Source organism: Gracilimonas sediminicola, from assembly GCF_024320785.1.
In the GTDB taxonomy this organism is placed as follows: Bacteria; Bacteroidota; Rhodothermia; order Balneolales; family Balneolaceae; genus Gracilimonas; species Gracilimonas sediminicola.
The window spans coordinates 231,040-248,486 of record NZ_JANDBC010000003.1 but is presented as its reverse complement, the minus strand read 5'-3'; the positions used below and the strand labels follow the sequence as shown (position 1 = coordinate 248,486).

At 44.4% G+C, this 17,447-nt stretch carries 14 protein-coding genes; 6 read left to right on the top strand and 8 right to left on the bottom strand.

The genetic code is table 11. From position 1 onward, the window contains the following. Positions 1-16: 16 nt before the first annotated feature. From NM125_RS14050 to greA, 4 genes are read right to left on the bottom strand one after another with little or no spacing between them, the layout of a single operon-like run. Positions 17-1,234, bottom strand: coding sequence for an acetate/propionate family kinase (locus tag NM125_RS14050; protein ID WP_255135601.1), 1,218 nt, complete (start codon positions 1,232-1,234; stop codon positions 17-19). A gap of 7 nt (positions 1,235-1,241) precedes the next feature. Next, positions 1,242-2,480: a hypothetical protein gene (locus tag NM125_RS14045; RefSeq protein WP_255135600.1), complete on the bottom strand. Its 1,239-nt coding sequence runs from the start codon at positions 2,478-2,480 to the stop codon at positions 1,242-1,244. Next, positions 2,459-2,917 (bottom strand): NUDIX hydrolase, encoded by a 459-nt coding sequence (locus NM125_RS14040; protein WP_255135599.1) that lies wholly within the window; start codon positions 2,915-2,917, stop codon positions 2,459-2,461. The genes NM125_RS14045 and NM125_RS14040 overlap by 22 nt, the downstream gene beginning before the upstream one ends. Before the next feature lie 16 nt (positions 2,918-2,933). Next, positions 2,934-3,407, bottom strand: coding sequence for a transcription elongation factor GreA (greA, locus tag NM125_RS14035; protein ID WP_255135598.1), 474 nt, complete (start codon positions 3,405-3,407; stop codon positions 2,934-2,936). Between the two features lie 243 nt (positions 3,408-3,650). On the opposite strand from greA, the gene NM125_RS14030 reads away from it, so the two are divergent. Together NM125_RS14030 and NM125_RS14025 are read left to right on the top strand one after the other, a co-directional pair. Next, entirely contained in the window at positions 3,651-5,438 is a 1,788-nt protein-coding gene (locus NM125_RS14030) for an SLC13 family permease (protein WP_255135597.1), read from the top strand. A 3-nt stretch (positions 5,439-5,441) separates the two neighbouring features. Further along, positions 5,442-7,175: a SulP family inorganic anion transporter gene (locus NM125_RS14025; RefSeq protein WP_255135596.1), complete on the top strand. Its 1,734-nt coding sequence runs from the start codon at positions 5,442-5,444 to the stop codon at positions 7,173-7,175. Between the two features lies 1 nt (position 7,176). Here NM125_RS14025 and NM125_RS14020 read toward each other — a convergent pair whose 3' ends face one another. Continuing rightward, complete coding sequence (locus NM125_RS14020) at positions 7,177-8,412, bottom strand: TCR/Tet family MFS transporter (protein WP_255135595.1); 1,236 nt, start codon at positions 8,410-8,412, stop codon at positions 7,177-7,179. A 122-nt stretch (positions 8,413-8,534) separates the two neighbouring features. Here NM125_RS14020 and NM125_RS14015 point away from each other — a divergent pair, with 122 nt between their 5' ends. Together NM125_RS14015 and NM125_RS14010 are read left to right on the top strand one after the other, a co-directional pair. Further along, positions 8,535-9,059, top strand: a complete 525-nt coding sequence (locus NM125_RS14015) for an RNA methyltransferase (protein WP_255135594.1) — start codon at positions 8,535-8,537, stop codon at positions 9,057-9,059. Between the two features lie 52 nt (positions 9,060-9,111). Next, the gene (locus NM125_RS14010; protein ID WP_255135593.1) at positions 9,112-9,912 is read left to right on the top strand and encodes a uracil-DNA glycosylase; all 801 of its coding nucleotides are present in this window, start codon (positions 9,112-9,114) and stop codon (positions 9,910-9,912) included. Positions 9,913-9,915: 3 nt separating this feature from the next. On the opposite strand, the gene NM125_RS14005 is transcribed toward NM125_RS14010, so the two are convergent. Together NM125_RS14005 and NM125_RS14000 are read right to left on the bottom strand one after the other, a co-directional pair. Further along, positions 9,916-10,290, bottom strand: coding sequence for a response regulator (locus NM125_RS14005; protein ID WP_255135592.1), 375 nt, complete (start codon positions 10,288-10,290; stop codon positions 9,916-9,918). After that, positions 10,287-13,400, bottom strand: a complete 3,114-nt coding sequence (locus tag NM125_RS14000) for a sensor histidine kinase (RefSeq protein ID WP_255135591.1) — start codon at positions 13,398-13,400, stop codon at positions 10,287-10,289. Before NM125_RS14000 ends, NM125_RS14005 begins: the two co-directional genes overlap by 4 nt. Positions 13,401-13,612: 212 nt before the next feature. Here NM125_RS14000 and NM125_RS13995 point away from each other — a divergent pair, with 212 nt between their 5' ends. After that, positions 13,613-14,140: a GNAT family N-acetyltransferase gene (locus NM125_RS13995; RefSeq protein ID WP_255135590.1), complete on the top strand. Its 528-nt coding sequence runs from the start codon at positions 13,613-13,615 to the stop codon at positions 14,138-14,140. 121 nt (positions 14,141-14,261) lie between these two features. Further along, positions 14,262-15,776, top strand: coding sequence for a replicative DNA helicase (gene dnaB, locus NM125_RS13990; RefSeq protein WP_255135589.1), 1,515 nt, complete (start codon positions 14,262-14,264; stop codon positions 15,774-15,776). Positions 15,777-16,220: 444 nt separating this feature from the next. On the opposite strand, the gene NM125_RS13985 is transcribed toward dnaB, so the two are convergent. Beyond that, complete coding sequence (locus NM125_RS13985) at positions 16,221-17,342, bottom strand: tRNA-queuosine alpha-mannosyltransferase domain-containing protein (protein WP_255135588.1); 1,122 nt, start codon at positions 17,340-17,342, stop codon at positions 16,221-16,223. Positions 17,343-17,447: the final 105 nt, after the last annotated feature.

Sequence of the window (17,447 nt, the reverse complement as noted above, 5' to 3'; positions counted from 1 at the left end):
AGAATAAAAGGTTGTTTTAAGCCCATGGAGTTTGTTTTGAAGCCGTGGCAATCTTAGCCGAGTCAATGGCTATCACAAGTTCTTCGTTTGTTGGGATAACGTGAACGTCAACCTGGGAAGTATCCGAACTGATCTTGGTATCACCATTCAGGTTTCCATTCTTTTCACCGTCAATTTCGATGCCGGCATACTGCATGTCGCCCAATATTTTTTCCCGAATCGGGGCTGCATTTTCACCAATTCCCCCGGTAAAAATAATGGCATCCACCCCATTCAGTGCTGCAATATACGAACCGATATATTTTTTGACCCGATAACAAAACACATCAATGGCTTCGTTACTTCTTCGGTCACCGCTTTCTGCCTCATCCAGCAAATCCCGCATGTCGGCTGCATAACCGCTGAGCCCTAAAAGCCCGCTATGTTTATTTAGCAATGCGTGAACATTTGCAAGAGATAATTCCTCTTTCTCTATGAGGTAGAACAAGATAGACGGGTCGATGTCTCCGCTTCGGGTTCCCATTACCAGCCCTTCAAGCGGGGAGAATCCCATGCTGGTATCATATGAATTTCCGTCTTTTATGGCTGTGACCGAGCATCCATTTCCCAAATGACAGGTAATAACTTTAGAACCTTTCTTGGGTTTATCTGAAATTTTGTGATACTGGCGGCTAACATAATAATGAGAGGTTCCGTGAAAGCCGTACTTCCTGATCTTATACCGCCGGTAAAGCCGGTTTGGGATTCCATATAAATAGGCGTGCTGCGGTATGGAGTGATGAAAAGCCGTATCAAAAACAGCAACATGCGGCACATTTGGCAGGTGTTTCTTGGCAGCGCGAATACCTTCCAGGTTTGGAGGATTGTGCAGCGGGGCTATATCAAATGCCTGTTGGATGGCCTCTTCCACATCCTCATCAATAAGCACAGAATCTTTGAACGTTTCTCCTCCGTGCACAACCCTGTGGCCTACAGCCTCAATTTCATCCAGCGATTGCAGGTAATCGTTATCTGCCTCAATCAAAAGCTCCATAATCTTTTTGAGCGCAGCCGCGTGATTCTCAATCACCATGGATTTTTTGAGCGGCTTTTCGTCCTTAAACTCTTGCTTAATAATGGAGGTTACGGCACCAATTCGTTCCACTAACCCCTTACAAAGGCATGCTTTATTTTCTGTGTTTATGAGCTGATACTTAATCGACGAACTGCCGCAGTTTATTACAAGGGTTTTCATAAGTGAGTTAAAGTGAGATTACTGCTCCAATGCCTATCAAATTACGAAATTTGAAGGATTCTTCTCCATTTACAGGGTCCGAAAGCCAAAGTGGAATTTCATACCTAAGGGCAAGTCCCCGGTCTTTACCGAGCCAATCCGGAATGTTGATGGAAAACTGAAGTCCAATTCCGGCATCAGCAACGGTTTGTTGAAAGCCGAGAGAGATATCGTCTTCAATTCTGATTCCGCTTATTCTTCCGATATCCTGGAATAAGTATGATTTAAGGTGAATAAAATCTCCTACAATGGAGCGTTTCAATAAAGTGTTGAGGTAATTCGGGAAAATCAGTTCTGTATTCAGAGAGAAACCTTTATCCAAAGTTCCTAAGTAACTAATGGTATAATCTTTATTTCCACCCGAGTTGGTAAAAGATGCTTTACTGTATCCTCTTAGATTAAATCCGCCTGCTATTTGAACAAGCCCATTTTCAAAAAAGAGATCCGGGATTGTACCGCCGGCCCTTGTTACCCCATTATTCAACCAGGATATGGGCACTCTGTTAGCCATGCTGTAATTATATTCAAGGGGAGCATCGGAACTGACCAAGGCCCCAAATGCCCTGAGATTTAAACCAAACCCTTTCCCTAATTCCGTCAGGTGTTTTACTTCAGCAATTCCCGATGAAAAGTTTTCGGAAGCCGGATTAACATTCTGTTGAAAAGAAAGGTGTGTTTTTAGCGCACCAAGACTCGTAAATCCGCTGGTTCGAAATTCGATTCCGGCCAGGGTTTTCCAGTCGGTTTCCTGAAAAGCATTAAGCCTGTAGGCATTTTCGGTAGCCTTTTCCTGAAGCACACTTACCCTGATTTCCTGGTGCCGCAGTTCATCAAACCCTTTCTGAAAGCGCTTATTAATTGCCACTCCATGACGGTTGTACCCGGTTCTGATGCTGCTGATCAGCTGTACATTAAATTCTTCCCCAAATTCTGAAAGCGCAGGTACAGGCTCGGTGAATGACACATAGTACGACACCGGCTGATCGGGGAAATTGGTTCCCAGCCACATTCCGGCATCCAGTCGGTGAGGTCCATCCTGAAAGGAGCCTTCCATATCCCCCAACACACGCGCACCAACTCGAATGCCATCTACGCTGTTATACCAGAGATCGGGAGCAAATTCCAGCTTATACTTATCGTCCTGAGCAAAAAGCGCTCCGGGAATCAAAACAAAAAGAAGGGTGATTAAGAAATATCGATTATCCACTCTGGAAGTATTTGAAGGAATTGATCGGTTAAAATGTCGTGCGTCATCTTCATGAGTCTGCGCTGTTCCGGCCAGCTTATGTAAGGCTCTATACCTTCAATACTAACCCATTTATATTCAGAATGTTCGTCATCAAGCGTAATTTCTTCGTTTCCACTCAGCTCAGCTGCAAAAGCCGGTATGGTATGAGTGGTATCTGATTTTGCTTCATAAAACTGGTTTACTGAAGGGATGGTCCAGAATTTCACCGGAACAAGGCCGGTTTCTTCCTTGAGTTCGCGAAGGGCTCCCTCCCAGCTCGATTCCCCCTCTTTCACTTTACCGCCCACCATGCGCCATTGATTTCCGTAGATTTTTTCGGATGACCGCTTAAAGATCAGGAAAAGAGGTTGCCCTCCCTTCATCTTATACGGATACACATCAATGAGCTTTTTCATGGGAAGGTGGGTGAAATCAGATTTCGATGTTTTTCACTTCCAGTTCGAGCTTACCGGCCGGTACGTCCACCTCTACCGTTTCACCAATTTCACGTCCCATTAAAGCCTGCCCAATCGGAGAGTCAACGGAAATTTTACCGGCTGCAAAATCGGCTTCATTAGGAGAAACGAGGGTGTACTTCATCTCCTTGCCCATTTTCTTATTCAGGATGGTAACGGTTGTAAGTACCCTCACTTTGGAAAGATCAAGCTCACTTTTATCCAATACCCGGGCGTTTGCAAGAGCGTCCTCAAGCTTGGTGATACGGTCTTCCATGTGTCCCTGTGCCTCTTTGGCCGCATCATATTCTGCATTCTCACTCAAATCCCCTTTGGCGCGGGCTTCTGCTATCTCTTCTGCAATCTCTCGTCGTCCGCGGGTTTTAAGATCTTTCAGTTCCGCTTCCAATTTGTCGTAACCTTCTTGTGTGAGGTATTGAACTTTGCTCATAATCTCTTCTTTTGTTCGGTTTCATTAAATAAAAAAAGCCATCCACCACCGGCAGACGCCTTTCTATTTCTGTTCATCAACAGGCCTAAAATAAGATGTTAACGGATGTATATCCATCATTGATTTCAATATAACAATTCAAACTATTTTTTCTTTGAACTTGTAATATTAAGTAAGTTATGAGATATGTCTTTTATTATATAACCACTAAGGCTGCTTCAACTAATTCAATACCTATAGCTGATGTTCGGAATTTCACTTGAAATTTGGTTCGTTTACAGTCTCATTGTTTTAGCTGTATTCCTTTTTGTGAATAAGCGGATTTCGTTTGATGTAACTTCCCTTATCCTGCTTGCCACATTGGTTGTATCCGGCATTCTAACCCCGGCTGAGGGGCTCTCTGGATTCAGCAACACGGCTACGGTTACCATTGCCTGTATGTTTATCCTCAGCGAGGGACTAAGGCGTACCGGAGCACTTAACATTGTAGGTGACTGGTTTTTTAAGCTGAGCCAATTGAATTACCGCATGGCTATTTTCATCATTATGATGACCATCGGAGTGATATCTGCCTTTATTAATAACACGGCAGCAGTAGCTATTTTTATTCCGGTGATAATCGGGCTTTCTAAAGACCTGGGTGAAAGTGCCTCGAAGTTATTGATGCCTATGTCTTTTGCCGCGATGTTTGGCGGTGTTTGCACGCTCATCGGTACTTCCACAAACCTGCTGGTAGATTCCATAGCTACCGAAAACGGGCTGGCCGGTTTTGGAATGTTTGAATTTGCCCCGGTCGGCATCATCTTTTTTGCAGCCGGTTTTCTATATCTGTTCACCATGGGAATCAACCTGATTCCTGAGCGGCGCAAAGACCAGGAGCTGACTGATACCTTCGAAATGCAGTGTTACCTTACTGACGTTATCCTGAATGCCCAGTCCCCTTTTGTGGATACTCCGTTAAAAAATACCAAACTAATCCAGGACCTGGATCTTGATATCGTTGAGGTTTTTGATAAAGATGGAACCTCTAAAACAGACCGTGAAAGTATTACCCTGGAAGCTGAAGATGTGCTCAGAATTCGCGGAAGCGTAAAGGAAATCAACAAGCTGTTGAATCGTGAAGATGTGCTCATAAAACCTTCCGAGCACTGGGAAGATAAGGATTTTGAGATGGGTAATGCCCAGCTGGTTGAGGCGGTAATTGCACCGGAATCTTCTTATGACGGAATGCCCCTGCGTGATATTGAATTCTACGAATTATATGAGGCACAGGTTCTTGCAATCCGGCAAAAAGGTAAAGTTCAGCAGGATAAACTATCTGATATTCGCTTGCAAAGCGGGACTTCTGTTTTGCTTTACGCTAAAAAGGAACGGGTAAATGACATTAAAACGGCAGAAGAATTTGTACTTGCAACCGAAATTGACATTCCGGATTTAAACCAATCCAAAATTCCTGTAGCCATAGCCATTATTCTTGGAGTTGTTGGGACAGCCGCTTTTGGTTTGCTGCCCATTGTAGCAAGTGCAATTTGCGGGGTGATACTGATGATTTTGTCGGGCTGCCTGACCAACGAAGAGGCCTATCAAAGCATCAACTGGAAAGTGATCTTTCTTTTGGGCGGGGTTCTGCCTCTGGGAGTGGCCATGCAAAAGACCGGTGCCGCACAGCTATTGGCAGATACCTTAATCACAAACCTTGAGGCTTTTGGTCCAACTGCAGTGCTGTCCGCCTTTTTCTTTCTCTCCATGATGCTCACCAACCTGATTTCCAATCAGGCTACAGCCGCCCTGCTCGCCCCTATTGCCATTGAAGCCTCCACCAGCATTGGTGTGAATGCAGAACCTCTGTTGGTGGCTGTAACCATGGCTGCGTCGCTTAGTTTTATGTCGCCCATTGGTTACCAAACTAATACCATGATTTTTGGCCCGGGGCAGTATCGTTTCATGGATTTTGTAAAAGTCGGAACCCCGCTTAACCTGTTGTTCTGGATTATCGGTACCTTTGCCATCCCGTTATTTTGGTCGTTTTAACAAATGAAGAAATTGCTTAGAAAATACTTACCCATTCTCGAGGTACTCAGCAACTACGATATCAGCAAGCTGAAAAACGATATTGTAGCCGGAGCTACCGTAGGCGTTGTATTGATTCCTCAGGGTATGGCTTATGCCATAATCGCCGGCGTACCTCCAATTTATGGACTGTATGCCGGGCTTTTACCGCTTTTCATTTATCCGCTTTTCGGGACCTCCCGACATATTTCAATCGGACCGGTAGCCATCGACATGCTTATTCTGGCAGCAGGATTAGGTATTCTTGCCGGAGATGATCTCACTCAAAAGGCAATTCTCGCCGTTATGATTGCCGTGCTGACCGGGATCTTACAAGTATTGATGGGAGTATTTAAGCTTGGCTTTGCCTTCAACCTGTTCTCGAGACCGGTCATATCCGGATTCACCATCGCAGCCCCCATTATCATCATTGCCAGCCAGATGGGAACGCTGCTTAATATTGATATTCCAAACACTCAGTATATTTATGAGATTTTTTATCACCTGTCGGGCCATTTTGACCAGGTTCATTTTCCATCGCTGGCACTGTCTATTGCGTTTATTTGTTTTTTAGCAGGGATGAAAAGGTTCTACTCCCATCTGCCGGAGTCAGTGATTCTGGTTGGGCTTACCATACTGGTTGTTTCTTTTGTAAACATAGCTGATTTCGGTATTTCTCAAATTGGAGAAATCCCTTCCGGACTTCCTGATTTCGCTTTACACAGCACCAGTTATGAGGAGATAAAATCACTGTTGCCCAACGCTTTAACGCTGGCACTTATCCAGTTTATGACCGTAGCATCTTTGTCAAAATCATTTGCCCGAAAGCACGGCTATACCGTAAATCCTAATCAGGAACTCATCGCGATTGGAAGCAGTAATATCGTGGGCGGATTGTTTCAATCGTTGCCGGTTTCTTCCAGTTTTTCCCGGTCAGCCATCGCCGAACAGGCCGGGGCGAAAACTTCCATTAATAATATATTTGCAGGAATACTCATTTTGCTAACCCTCCTGTTTTTAACCTCTCTTTTTGAGGTGCTTCCCGAACCTTTGCTTGGGGCCATCATCGTGGTATCCGTGAGCAGCCTGATTGACATCAAAGAGCTGCGGTTCCTGATTAATACAAAGCGCAGAGACGCTGTGGTAGCTTTTATCACCTTTGCCAGCGTATTGGTTATTGGGATTCAGGAAGGCATTATTATTGGCATTATTGCCTCGGTGCTGGCTCTACTCATCAAAATGAGTAAGCCTACGGTTGCAGAGCTCGGGTTAATACCGGATACCCGTGATTTCAAGAATATTTCCCGGTTCGATAACGCCAAGAAGATTCCCGGTGTACTAATTCTCCGTATCGACGCTTCCTTTTCATTCGTAAATGCCGAATTCTTCAAGAACTACATTCTGGAAGAAAGCATGAACCGAAACACCTCTCCCAAATATGTGATTATAGACGGCAGTACTATCGGTGACCTGGACGTTTCAGCAATTGATACGCTCATGATGATCATCGAAACGCTTAACAAGTATGGCATAGAGCTGTATTTATCAGGATTAATCGGACCGGTAAGAGATGTAATACGCCGGTCAGAAATTGGTGCGTTTGTGAAAAGTGACCGAATATACAGCACCGTCCATGAAGCCGTTAAAGCTGCTCTCAGAAAGCAGGACTTGGGTGATGAAGGTTCAAGGCTATCCGATTATTCCAACCACAGCGCCTGAGTTAATCATCGCCGTACACCACTACTTTCTCTTTAATCCCTAACGACTTTGTAGCCCAGAGAATAGCTGCAATCACTAAAACCGCTCCAAGAAAGAAAGGTGCCCCCGGAAAGTAAAACGGAGCTATATCTGAAGTAAAATACCCAAACAGATTCGTCATCATAGGCGGACCAAAGATAGCCGAAAAGCTAATGAGGCTGGTTAACGCTCCCTGTAGTTCACCCTGAGCATTTTGCGGGACTTCATTAGAAATAATGCCCTGCAAAGCCGGTGTAGCTAATCCACCTACGCAGAACGGAACAATCACCGCAAACATCATCCAACCCTCATTGGCAAAGGCAAAACCAAGAAAGCCAAGCACGTACATCATCAACCCAAAATAAACCGTCCGGTTGTTGCCAAGTTTGGGAATAGCCACTTTGATCAATCCTCCCTGTACAGCCACAACTGATAAACCTACCACTCCCAGGGAAAGTCCTACCGTCATTTCGCTCCAGCTGAATTTCTCCATCGTAAAATAGGTCCACGTGCTTTGTGTGGCGTGATTGGCTACATAAACCAAAAAGAAAACTCCGACCAGGCTCGCAATTTTGGGAAACTTCTTTACTTGCTTCAGCGCACCGAACGGATTGGCCCTTGTCCAGTCAAATGGTCGCCGGTTTTCTTTAGAAAGGGACTCCGGAAGTACAAAATAGCCGTATATCATGTTTACCAACACCAGTCCTGCTGCGGCAAAAAACGGAATTCTGGCACCATATTCCCCTAAAATACCTCCCACAGATGGCCCGATTATAAATCCTAAGCCAAAAGCAGCGCCGATCAGCCCAAAGTCCTGCGATCTTCTTTCGGGTGGGCTGATATCCGCAATGTAGGCACTGGCTGTGGTATAACTCGCTCCGGTAATACCAGACAGAAACCGCCCAATAAACAACCAAACGATGGTGGGCGCAAAACCAAGCAGGATGTAGTCCAATCCAAAACCTAAAAGTGAGAATAGCAGAACCGGCCTTCTGCCAAACCGATCGCTGAGTCCGCCTATTACCGGAGCAAACAAAAATTGAGTTGCAGCATAAGTAAAGGTAATCCAGCCGGCATATAGCGAAGCTTCACTTAATCCACCGCCGGTAAGCTCCATAATGAGAGCCGGCATTACCGGTATAATGATGCCCAGGCCGATTACATCCACCAATACCGTAATAAAAATGAAGATGAGCGCTGCGCTTCTCTTTTGTTTCATGAATTAATGCAATGATGCCTGAACAATGATATTTTGTGCGGGATAATGTTGGCCTCAAAGTTAAACAATCATTAGTGTGTAATGAGGCTTTTTCTGAAGAAATTTTAAACTATTCACTGGCTTTGAACAAACTTACTACGAAAGAAATTCTTAAGGAGAACCTCTCCAGAACAGCTCCCAAAAAGCTGAGCAGCTTAAAGGTGCTGGTTCATAACATCCGGAGTCTGCACAATGTAGGTTCAATTTTTCGTTCAGCCGATGCTTTTGGGGTTTCAGAGATTGTGCTTTCAGGTTACTCTCCTACTCCTCCCCGGCCTGAAATCAATAAGACAGCAATCGGAGCCGAAGAATTTGTAGAATGGTCGTATGTGGAGGAAGGCACTGAGGCCATCCAAAAGCTGAAGAAGGATGGGTACTACATAGCCGGACTGGAACAAACCACTGATAGTGTTGCCCTGCCTGATTTTGATCCGAAATCATACGGCAAAATTTGTATTGTTTTGGGGAATGAGGTCACCGGAATTGATGACGAACTTCTTCCTCTTATCGACCGCTTTGTGGCCATTCCCCAGTTTGGGCAAAAGCATTCCCTGAATGTATCGGTAGCGGCCGGAGTAGTTCTGTATGCAATGTTGGAGAAATTGTAGTGAGCAGCCTTTATCTTAGTAGATGGTATGAAATCGTTTTAACAGCTAATTCATGAACGACCCTAAAGAATTTTTAGAAAAAGCCACCCGGTTCCTGCAGCAACAACGGGAAATGTATGGTGATTTTTCCGTGCACGTTGAGGAAAAACACGAGACTGAAAGTGAACAGGTCCAAGAACCGAATACATCCTATAAATCTGAATCACAGGACCATCAACAACCTGAAGTTTCCGAAGAAAAGAAAGCGGAAGTTGAGGTTCGGAAATCACCGGCAGAACTAATTGAAGAATGCTCAACTCTTGAAGAACTGAGAGCGCTTTGTGAGGAAGCCGAAGAACTGAAAACAGATCTCGAAGGTACCAATCTTGTATTTGGTGTAGGCAACCCTAACGCCGACCTGATGATTGTAGGAGAAGCTCCGGGTTACAATGAGGACCAACAGGGAGAGCCTTTTGTGGGTCAGGCCGGACAGCTGTTGGATAAAATAATGGCTGCCATCAAATTCAAACGGTCTGATATATACATTGCTAATATTCTTAAACACCGCCCACCTGATAACCGGGATCCGGAACCGGAAGAACGTCAGCGAAGCCTGCCCTACCTGCTTAAGCAGATTGAACTTATAGATCCGAAGCTCATTTTATGTGTGGGAAGGATATCAGCAACGACCCTGCTGGATAAAGAAACTTCTTTGGGTAATCTGAGAGGCACATTCCATGAATTCCATGGGCGGGAACTGATGGTTACTTATCATCCGGCAGCCTTGCTCTATAACCAAAAGTACAAGCGACCGACCTGGGAAGATGTGCAACTGCTCAGAAAAAGATACGATGAGTTGGGCGGGCAGCCCTGATCATTAGGATGGAATAGATTCCAAAATCCGGTTGGCTACCACCTCAGAACTATACGGTTTTTGGATGTATTCCTGAACCAAACCTTCATCAATGGCTTCTTTGACTTCATCGCTTTTCTCGAAGCCGGATAAGATCAGGTAAGGCCTGTCGTTGAATTTGCTTTTTGCTTTCTCCACGAATTCAAGGCCGTCCATTTTTGGCATCCTCAGATCAGTAATCACCACTTTAATTTCAGGGTGCTCATCCAGCTTCCGCAATCCTTCCGGTCCAGAAGATGCCGTCAGCACTTCAAAGTATTTGTCCATCAACCGCCCAAACAAAAACAGGTTGATGTGCTCATCATCTATATACAATATTACCGGCTTGGATGACATCATTGCTCCTGCTTTTCAGGAAATTTAACGGTTACGGTTGTACCGGCACCGGGAGCTGAATCATAATGAATTTCTCCGTCGTGTTCTTCCACAATGTTATAAGCAATAGACAGCCCCAATCCGGTGCCTTTTCCGGGATCTTTGGTGGTAAAGAACGGGTCAAACAGCTTGTCTTTTACCGAATCGTCAAAGCCTTTTCCGGTGTCTTTCACTTCAATATAAACGATCTGATCCTTAGTCCGGGTTTTGAGAAAAACCGACCCCTCTCCTTCTATAGCCTGTATGGCATTCATAATAAGATTGGTGAACAACTGGTACAACTTGCCTTCATTGCCCTGAATAGTGACTGCGTCCCGGCTGTAGTCTTTCACAATTTCTACCCGGCCTTTGTACTCATTTTTCAAAATCAGCAAACACTCGTCGATAATACCGTTAATATCGCAGTCACCTTTGTCAGTCTCATTGGTTCTGCTGAATGAACCAAGGCTTCGGACGATAGACACAATACGCCCAACTCCAATTTCAATGGTATTGAACACTTCTTCAAAAACCTCTTTCTCTTTGATAACCAGTTTATCGTCTTCCTCTTCTATCATTTGGTTAATGATTTCTGAGGCGGATTTGATGTAGTTCACAGGGTTATTGATCTCGTGAGCCACGCCGGCCGTTAAAACCCCCAAAGCTGCCATTTTCTCTTTCTGAACGAGTTTTACCTGGGCTGTTTCTAACTTTTTCAGGGCAGAGTTAAGTGAGTCGGTCTTTTCATGTAGTTCTTTGTTAACCTGGATCAGTTCTTCGTTTTTAGATTTGATCTGCTCATTTTTCTCTGTAATACTTTTGGTGCGTTCATCCACCATCTCTTTCAGCTTTTTCTGCTTGGTAATCAAATACAAATAACGCAAATGAAGAGCTGTATATATAATCACAACAAACAAAACGACGGCCAACCCAAAGAACCACCAGGTACTGTAAAAAGGCTTTGCAATGCTAAAGGTAAATTCCCTGGATTCACTCCAGTCACTGATTTCATTACGCGCCTGCACCTCAAAGGTGTAAATGCCGGAATCGAGATTTCGGTAAGTGGCACCGGGGTTGCTGAAATTGTTAGAGAAATTCCAGTCGTTCTCCAATCCCGAAAGCCGGTAGCGGTAAAAAATACGGTCATTATATAGGAAAGAGATTCCCTTGAACCGGAACGTTAGCGTGTTCTGAGTGGCCGCAAGTTCCGGGGAAGTAGCTAAAGTCAATTCACGGTCATCTTCAGTACTTATGGATGTAAAGTATAAGTCCGGGTCTTTCTCGGCCGACATATCCTCGTCTTCATCATAGGCGCTCACTCCCAGTTCGGTGCCAATCCAAATATCGCCTTCTTTATCCTGTATTAAAGCATTCCTGTTTATTTCGTTTCCAGTCAACCCCTGTGCCACCGAAAATTGCTCCAAAGTTTGTCCATCCCATTTAAACACACCATTAAAAGTACCAATCCAAAGTTGATCGTTTCGGTCAACCAGCAAGGAAAAGACCACATCATCAAAATTACTGATTTGAAACGGGGTGATTTGATCTCTATCCAGAGTGGCTAAACCAGCAGAGGTGCCTAACAACAAACGGTCTTGCCAATACACGGCGTCATAGATGTTATTATAGTTAATCAGCCCGGAACCGTAGTTCGTTATATCTTCATCTTCATCTTCATAGAGGTACAGCCCATCACGTGCACTAAGAAAAGCCAATTTACCTTCGTCTAATTCAACAATATTGCGAATGTATTGAAAGGGCTCTTCATTCAATTTTGAGAAGTTACCATCCTCCTCTATTCGGTATATGAATTCTGTATCGGAGAAATAGATTTGCCCATCAAAGTTTTGTACTCCCGTTACAAATTGGGGGGATTGACTTTCAAATACCGGCGATAATGCTCCGGCTTTTAATTGATATAAACCTGCAGCACCGGCCGCTAAATAAAGAGACCCGTCATCATGTTCAGTTATTTGTAATAACCGGGTTGGCCTTTCCTGATTCGGTTTGAGTGCATATTGCCGGGATATTTGCCCATCCTCCAAAACATGCAGGTGTGAAGGGTTAGCTATATAAAGCGTGCCATCAGATGCTTCAAATATGGCGCTTACCTCATTTTCAGCAAGTCCGGAATCCCTGTTGTAACTCTTAAAGTTCAGGATATTAAACTTGAACAAACCCCGGTTGTCAACCGACCAAATATTTTGCTCTTTATCCAGGTACAGTTTGTTGGAAAAGATATTATTGGTGCGCCCATTCACTTCCAGCGGTATGGTTTTACCCGTCTGTCTGTTAAACTGCATAACCCGTGAATTACTGCTAAAGAAAATTCGGTTGCGTTGATCAATCACCAAAGAATGACGGTTATAGGTAGAGCGAACTTTTATACCCAAGTCGTCTGAAAGCAGCTTAAAACTGTCATCCTCAATTTTTGCCAGCCAATCGAACCCTAATACATACAGGATGCTGTCTTTCTTTGTAACTGTGAGTACATCCTGAAATTCATGGAAATAAGGTGCGTATTCACTTCTGACAATCTCCCCATTTTCTATAGCATATTGTCCTTTCCGAGTGTTTATATAGACACGGTCTTCGATATTAACCGTAGAATTGATTGCAGGACTAATCTCTCCGGGAAATTGAAGCTGCTTCCACTGTTTGGTTTCGGTAGAGTATAGATGCACCTCTCGCATGCCGGCCAATACAATTCTATGTTGATCTCCGGTTGTTATAACTTCAAAAGAAAAAGCAGACTGTGTTTCTCGCCAGGCTTCGGGGAACGGAATGGCACCCCACTTCTGGTCATCATAAAGCTTAATGACATACTCGGTATCATTTTTACCAGCAATCCAGATACATCCATCACTGCTTTTAACAATTTTGGAACTTAGGTAAGTGGGCAGCTGTAAACTGTCCGGGAATACCCGCCATTCGTGAGCATCATAGGTTGTAACGCCTTTGGATGTAACAAACCACATAACGCTATTATCTGCCTGAACTACATCATAGATGGCATTGGAGGGTAACCCATCTACAATGGAATATGTTTTTGCCGGGTAGAATTGGGCCGACAGGTTGACGGGCCCAAATATCATCAAACAAAAGAGTAAACAACGGAAAAAGAAGTAGTGAAAGAACTTCAAAACTTATGTAGAAACATTTTTTGGTATTAAATAATTATCAGCAATCCTGCGATTAATTAAAACTGCTCTTGAATTGTCCTTGACAGAAATTTCGGCTAAATATACAATGTTTAAAATTTATGCATTATATATTATTGCTTTATTAACCAAAGCTAACGAGCCACATGATTCCCACCCTTAAAACCGAACGGCTAATTCTCCGCTCCTTTACCGAAAGCGACCTCGATAATGTGTTTAAAGGTCTATCCAACCCGGACATCATTAAGTATTATGGCATCAGTTTTGAAACCAGGGATTCAGCCAGAGAGCAAATGAAATGGTTTGCTGATCACGAGAAAAATGAAACCGGTGCATGGTGGGCTATTTGCTTGAAGGGTTCAGGAAAGTTTATTGGCGCGGGAGGTCTAAATGATATTGAACAGGATCATAAAAAGGCTGAACTCGGATTTTGGCTGCTTCCTGAATTTTGGGGAAACGGTTTTATGGGTGAAGCCATCCCGGCCATCCTGAAACATGGGTTTGAAGAATTGAACCTCCACCGCATTGAAGGATTTGTTGAGAGCCAGAACACCAACTGCAAAAAAGCACTCGATAAACTCGACTTCACCTTCGAAGGAACCATGCGAAATGCAGAGATAAAGAACGAGCACTTTATCGACATTGACATCTACTCAAAATTGAGTACCGATTAACTAATCCAATGTGGATAACCCTGTTCAAAAATTGTTTAAAAAGAATCTCATATTGGTGTCATTTTATACCTATTTTCGATGTTCGGATTTCAGCAGTACCCTTTAGTTTTCAGTTTCAATCATGGCAAAAAAGAACGGATCTTACGGCAACAATTATAAGAATGATGATAAAGTTCTGGAACAAGGCGGGCGTGTTCCTCCCCAGGCCGTAGAAGTTGAAGAAGCCGTATTAGGTGCCATGCTGATTGAACACGGAGCGGCTACCATTGCTCTCCAAATGTTAAAGCCCACCGATTTCTACAAAACCGCCAACCGCCATATTTTTGAAACGCTATCTAATCTGTATGAGCGGGACAATCCGCTGGATCTGCTCACGGTAGAGACCGAGCTCAAAGACAACAACCTGCTGGATGCTTGTGGCGGGCCAACCTATTTATCTGACCTTACCCGCTCTGTGAGTTCTTCGGCTAACATCGAGTATCATGCTCAGATCATTATTGAGAAAGCCATCAAGCGGAACCTGATTCTGGCAAGTAACGATGTCATCAAAGATGCCTACGACACCACCAGCGATGCATACGATGTGCTGGATACCGCCGAGCAGCGTATTTTTGACCTTTCCAACCAAAAAAGCCGAAGTTCTGCCGTTCCGGTTGAAAAGCTTTTGAAGGATACTCTCTCCTACCTGGAAGACCTTCGTGGTAAAGATTATGGAATTACGGGGGTACCTTCCGGACTTGCCGTTGATGACATGACCGCCGGCTGGCAAAAAGGAGACCTGGTTATTATTGCAGCCCGACCTTCGATGGGTAAAACCGCTTTTGTATTGACTGCTGCCCGAAATGCGGCTATGCATCCAGATGAAAACCTCCGAACCCCGATTGCTCTTTTCAGTTTGGAGATGTCTAATCAGTCGTTGGTTCAGCGTTTATTAACTATGGAAGCCCGTGTTCGTGCTGATGAAGCCCGAAAAGGTACCCTTAAGGATGAAGACTTCCGTAAGCTGATTGATGCAGCCAGTCGCCTGTTCAGTGCAGAAATTTTTATCGATGACACTCCCGGTATCAGTTTGATGGAATTGAGAACCAAATGCCGACGACTGAAAAGTGAAAAAGGCATCGGACTCATTGTAATTGATTACCTCCAGCTGATGCAGTCGAACGCCAAAGACATCGGAAGTCGTGAGCAGGAAATTGCCTCAATTTCCCGTGGGCTAAAAGGACTTGCCAAAGAGCTGGATGTCCCTGTAATTGCCCTTTCTCAGCTCTCACGTGCGGTTGAGCAACGTGGTGGAGATAAACGTCCACAGCTATCTGACCTTCGTGAGTCAGGTTCTATTGAGCAGGATGCCGATATTGTTATGTTCCTCTACCGTCCAGAATATTATGGTATCACAACCACCGCCGAAGGACAATCGACTGCCGGAATTGCCGAGGTTATTATCGGGAAGCAGCGTAACGGACCGGTTGGCAGCAAGATGATGTACTTTGTGAAAGATTATGCCCGATTTGAAAATCTTACCTCAGCTGAGAATAACGATCCTTTTCTTGGTGATGGTGGAGGTAATAATGGCGGCGGAAATGACGCCCCTCCCATGCCACACAGCCCCGCCCCTGACGAAGACGCCCCATTTTAATTAAGAATCCGAAGTCATTCTGAAGGTACTCCCTAAGATTCTTTGCCACAAAATGATTAGGGTTCTTTCTTATGGTCAGAAGTTAAATGTTACACCGTTTGAACCATGATTTTTAGGATGGAGAGGATTATAACGATTTGCTATCTTAACGTCATCGCGAGGAGACTTGTAGTGATAGTTTATTTCGTTGCTTGACGACGACGCGATCTCCTTAAGCCACTTGGGAGTTCTATTCAGGGAGATTGCTTCGTCGTTGTATATCCCAAACCGGTATTCATTAATTCAGACTCCTCGTAATGACGTGGGCAATTACTGGTTAACTCGTTCCGGTGCTCCGCTCCGGAATACCCTAACGAGGCTCTGCCTCACATTACCCAGACAGAGCAGGAAGCTGAGCTTCCATCATGCGTTCCGCAGCAGAGCGGCGGAACGAGGATAAACTCACTATCCAACAGCATCATCAAAAAGCCGGTCAAAATCTTTGATCCGCTTCTTCCAGTCCAGATGACTATTAATATTCTGAAGAGAGTTTTTAGGCAGCGATTTAGTTTTACCGGTTAGCAAATCTTTTAGGTGATGAAAGAGATCGTCTTCCGTTTCATATAAAACCGGGGCATGTAAAAGCGGGTCGTGCAAGCTTTGGGGAATCAGTTCCGGGTAGTGCAACGAATTGGGTACCAGCGGATGGCAGCCACAATAAATGGCTTCCATGATGGCCACACAGAAAAACTCATAACTGGCTGTAGAAACTACAATATCACCGGAATGGAGCAGCTTGCTGTAGTTCTCCTTATCATCCACATAGCCAAAATGGGTGATCTGCTGCCCGAACCGCTGCCAGGCTTTTTCAAACTCTTCGGGCTTTTCGTGTTGAGTATCCCCTGCTAAAATCAGGTCGAATTTCAGATCAATATCATTCAGCCGATTCAGCACTCTGAAGAACATGGCGGGATTCCGGTCAAACTGCCAGCGCTGGTTCCAGACAATCACCGGGTTTTCATTCTGATTTCGGGTATCCGGCTGCTTGTCAAAACTGGAAAGATCCAACCCCGGGTGCATGACGATACTCTTCTTGGCAATACGTTCAACGGTATTGTATTGATTGGTATCCTGAAACTTATCCAAAAACTTAGGCAGGGCTTCCAGCAAATCATCCAGGTGAAACTGAGAAGAGAACAGTAGCTTATCAGCCACCAACATACTTAAGTAGTTGATGTAGCAGTAGGTCAAATCCCGGCTCTCACCTTCCGGAATGGGACGGGTAAACTGGTTATCGTGCATATACATAATGACCGGTGTGTGAGCAAACCGGGGATTAGTCAGCGCCATGAACGCTGGTAAATTAGTCATGCTGCTGGTAAGCAACAGATCGATATCCTCATCCACCTTCTTGGTCATCTCAGCCAGTGAAACCGAATCACCGTGCATCCGCCATTTCCATCCCTTATAATTAAGCTTAATGGGGATAATATTATGGCGGGAATGCTTTTCCAGTCCTTTTAAAAAAGCCTTGTGCGAGCCGCTGTAAAATGGTTCTACCGCCAGAATATTCATGCAAATAGTCATAATCTTAGGAAAGCGATAAGTATAAGAAATTTATTACTGAACCGAATAATGGTAGTGTTAAGAAGGTTTTGAACCATGATTTTCAGGATTGAGAGGATTTCCAGG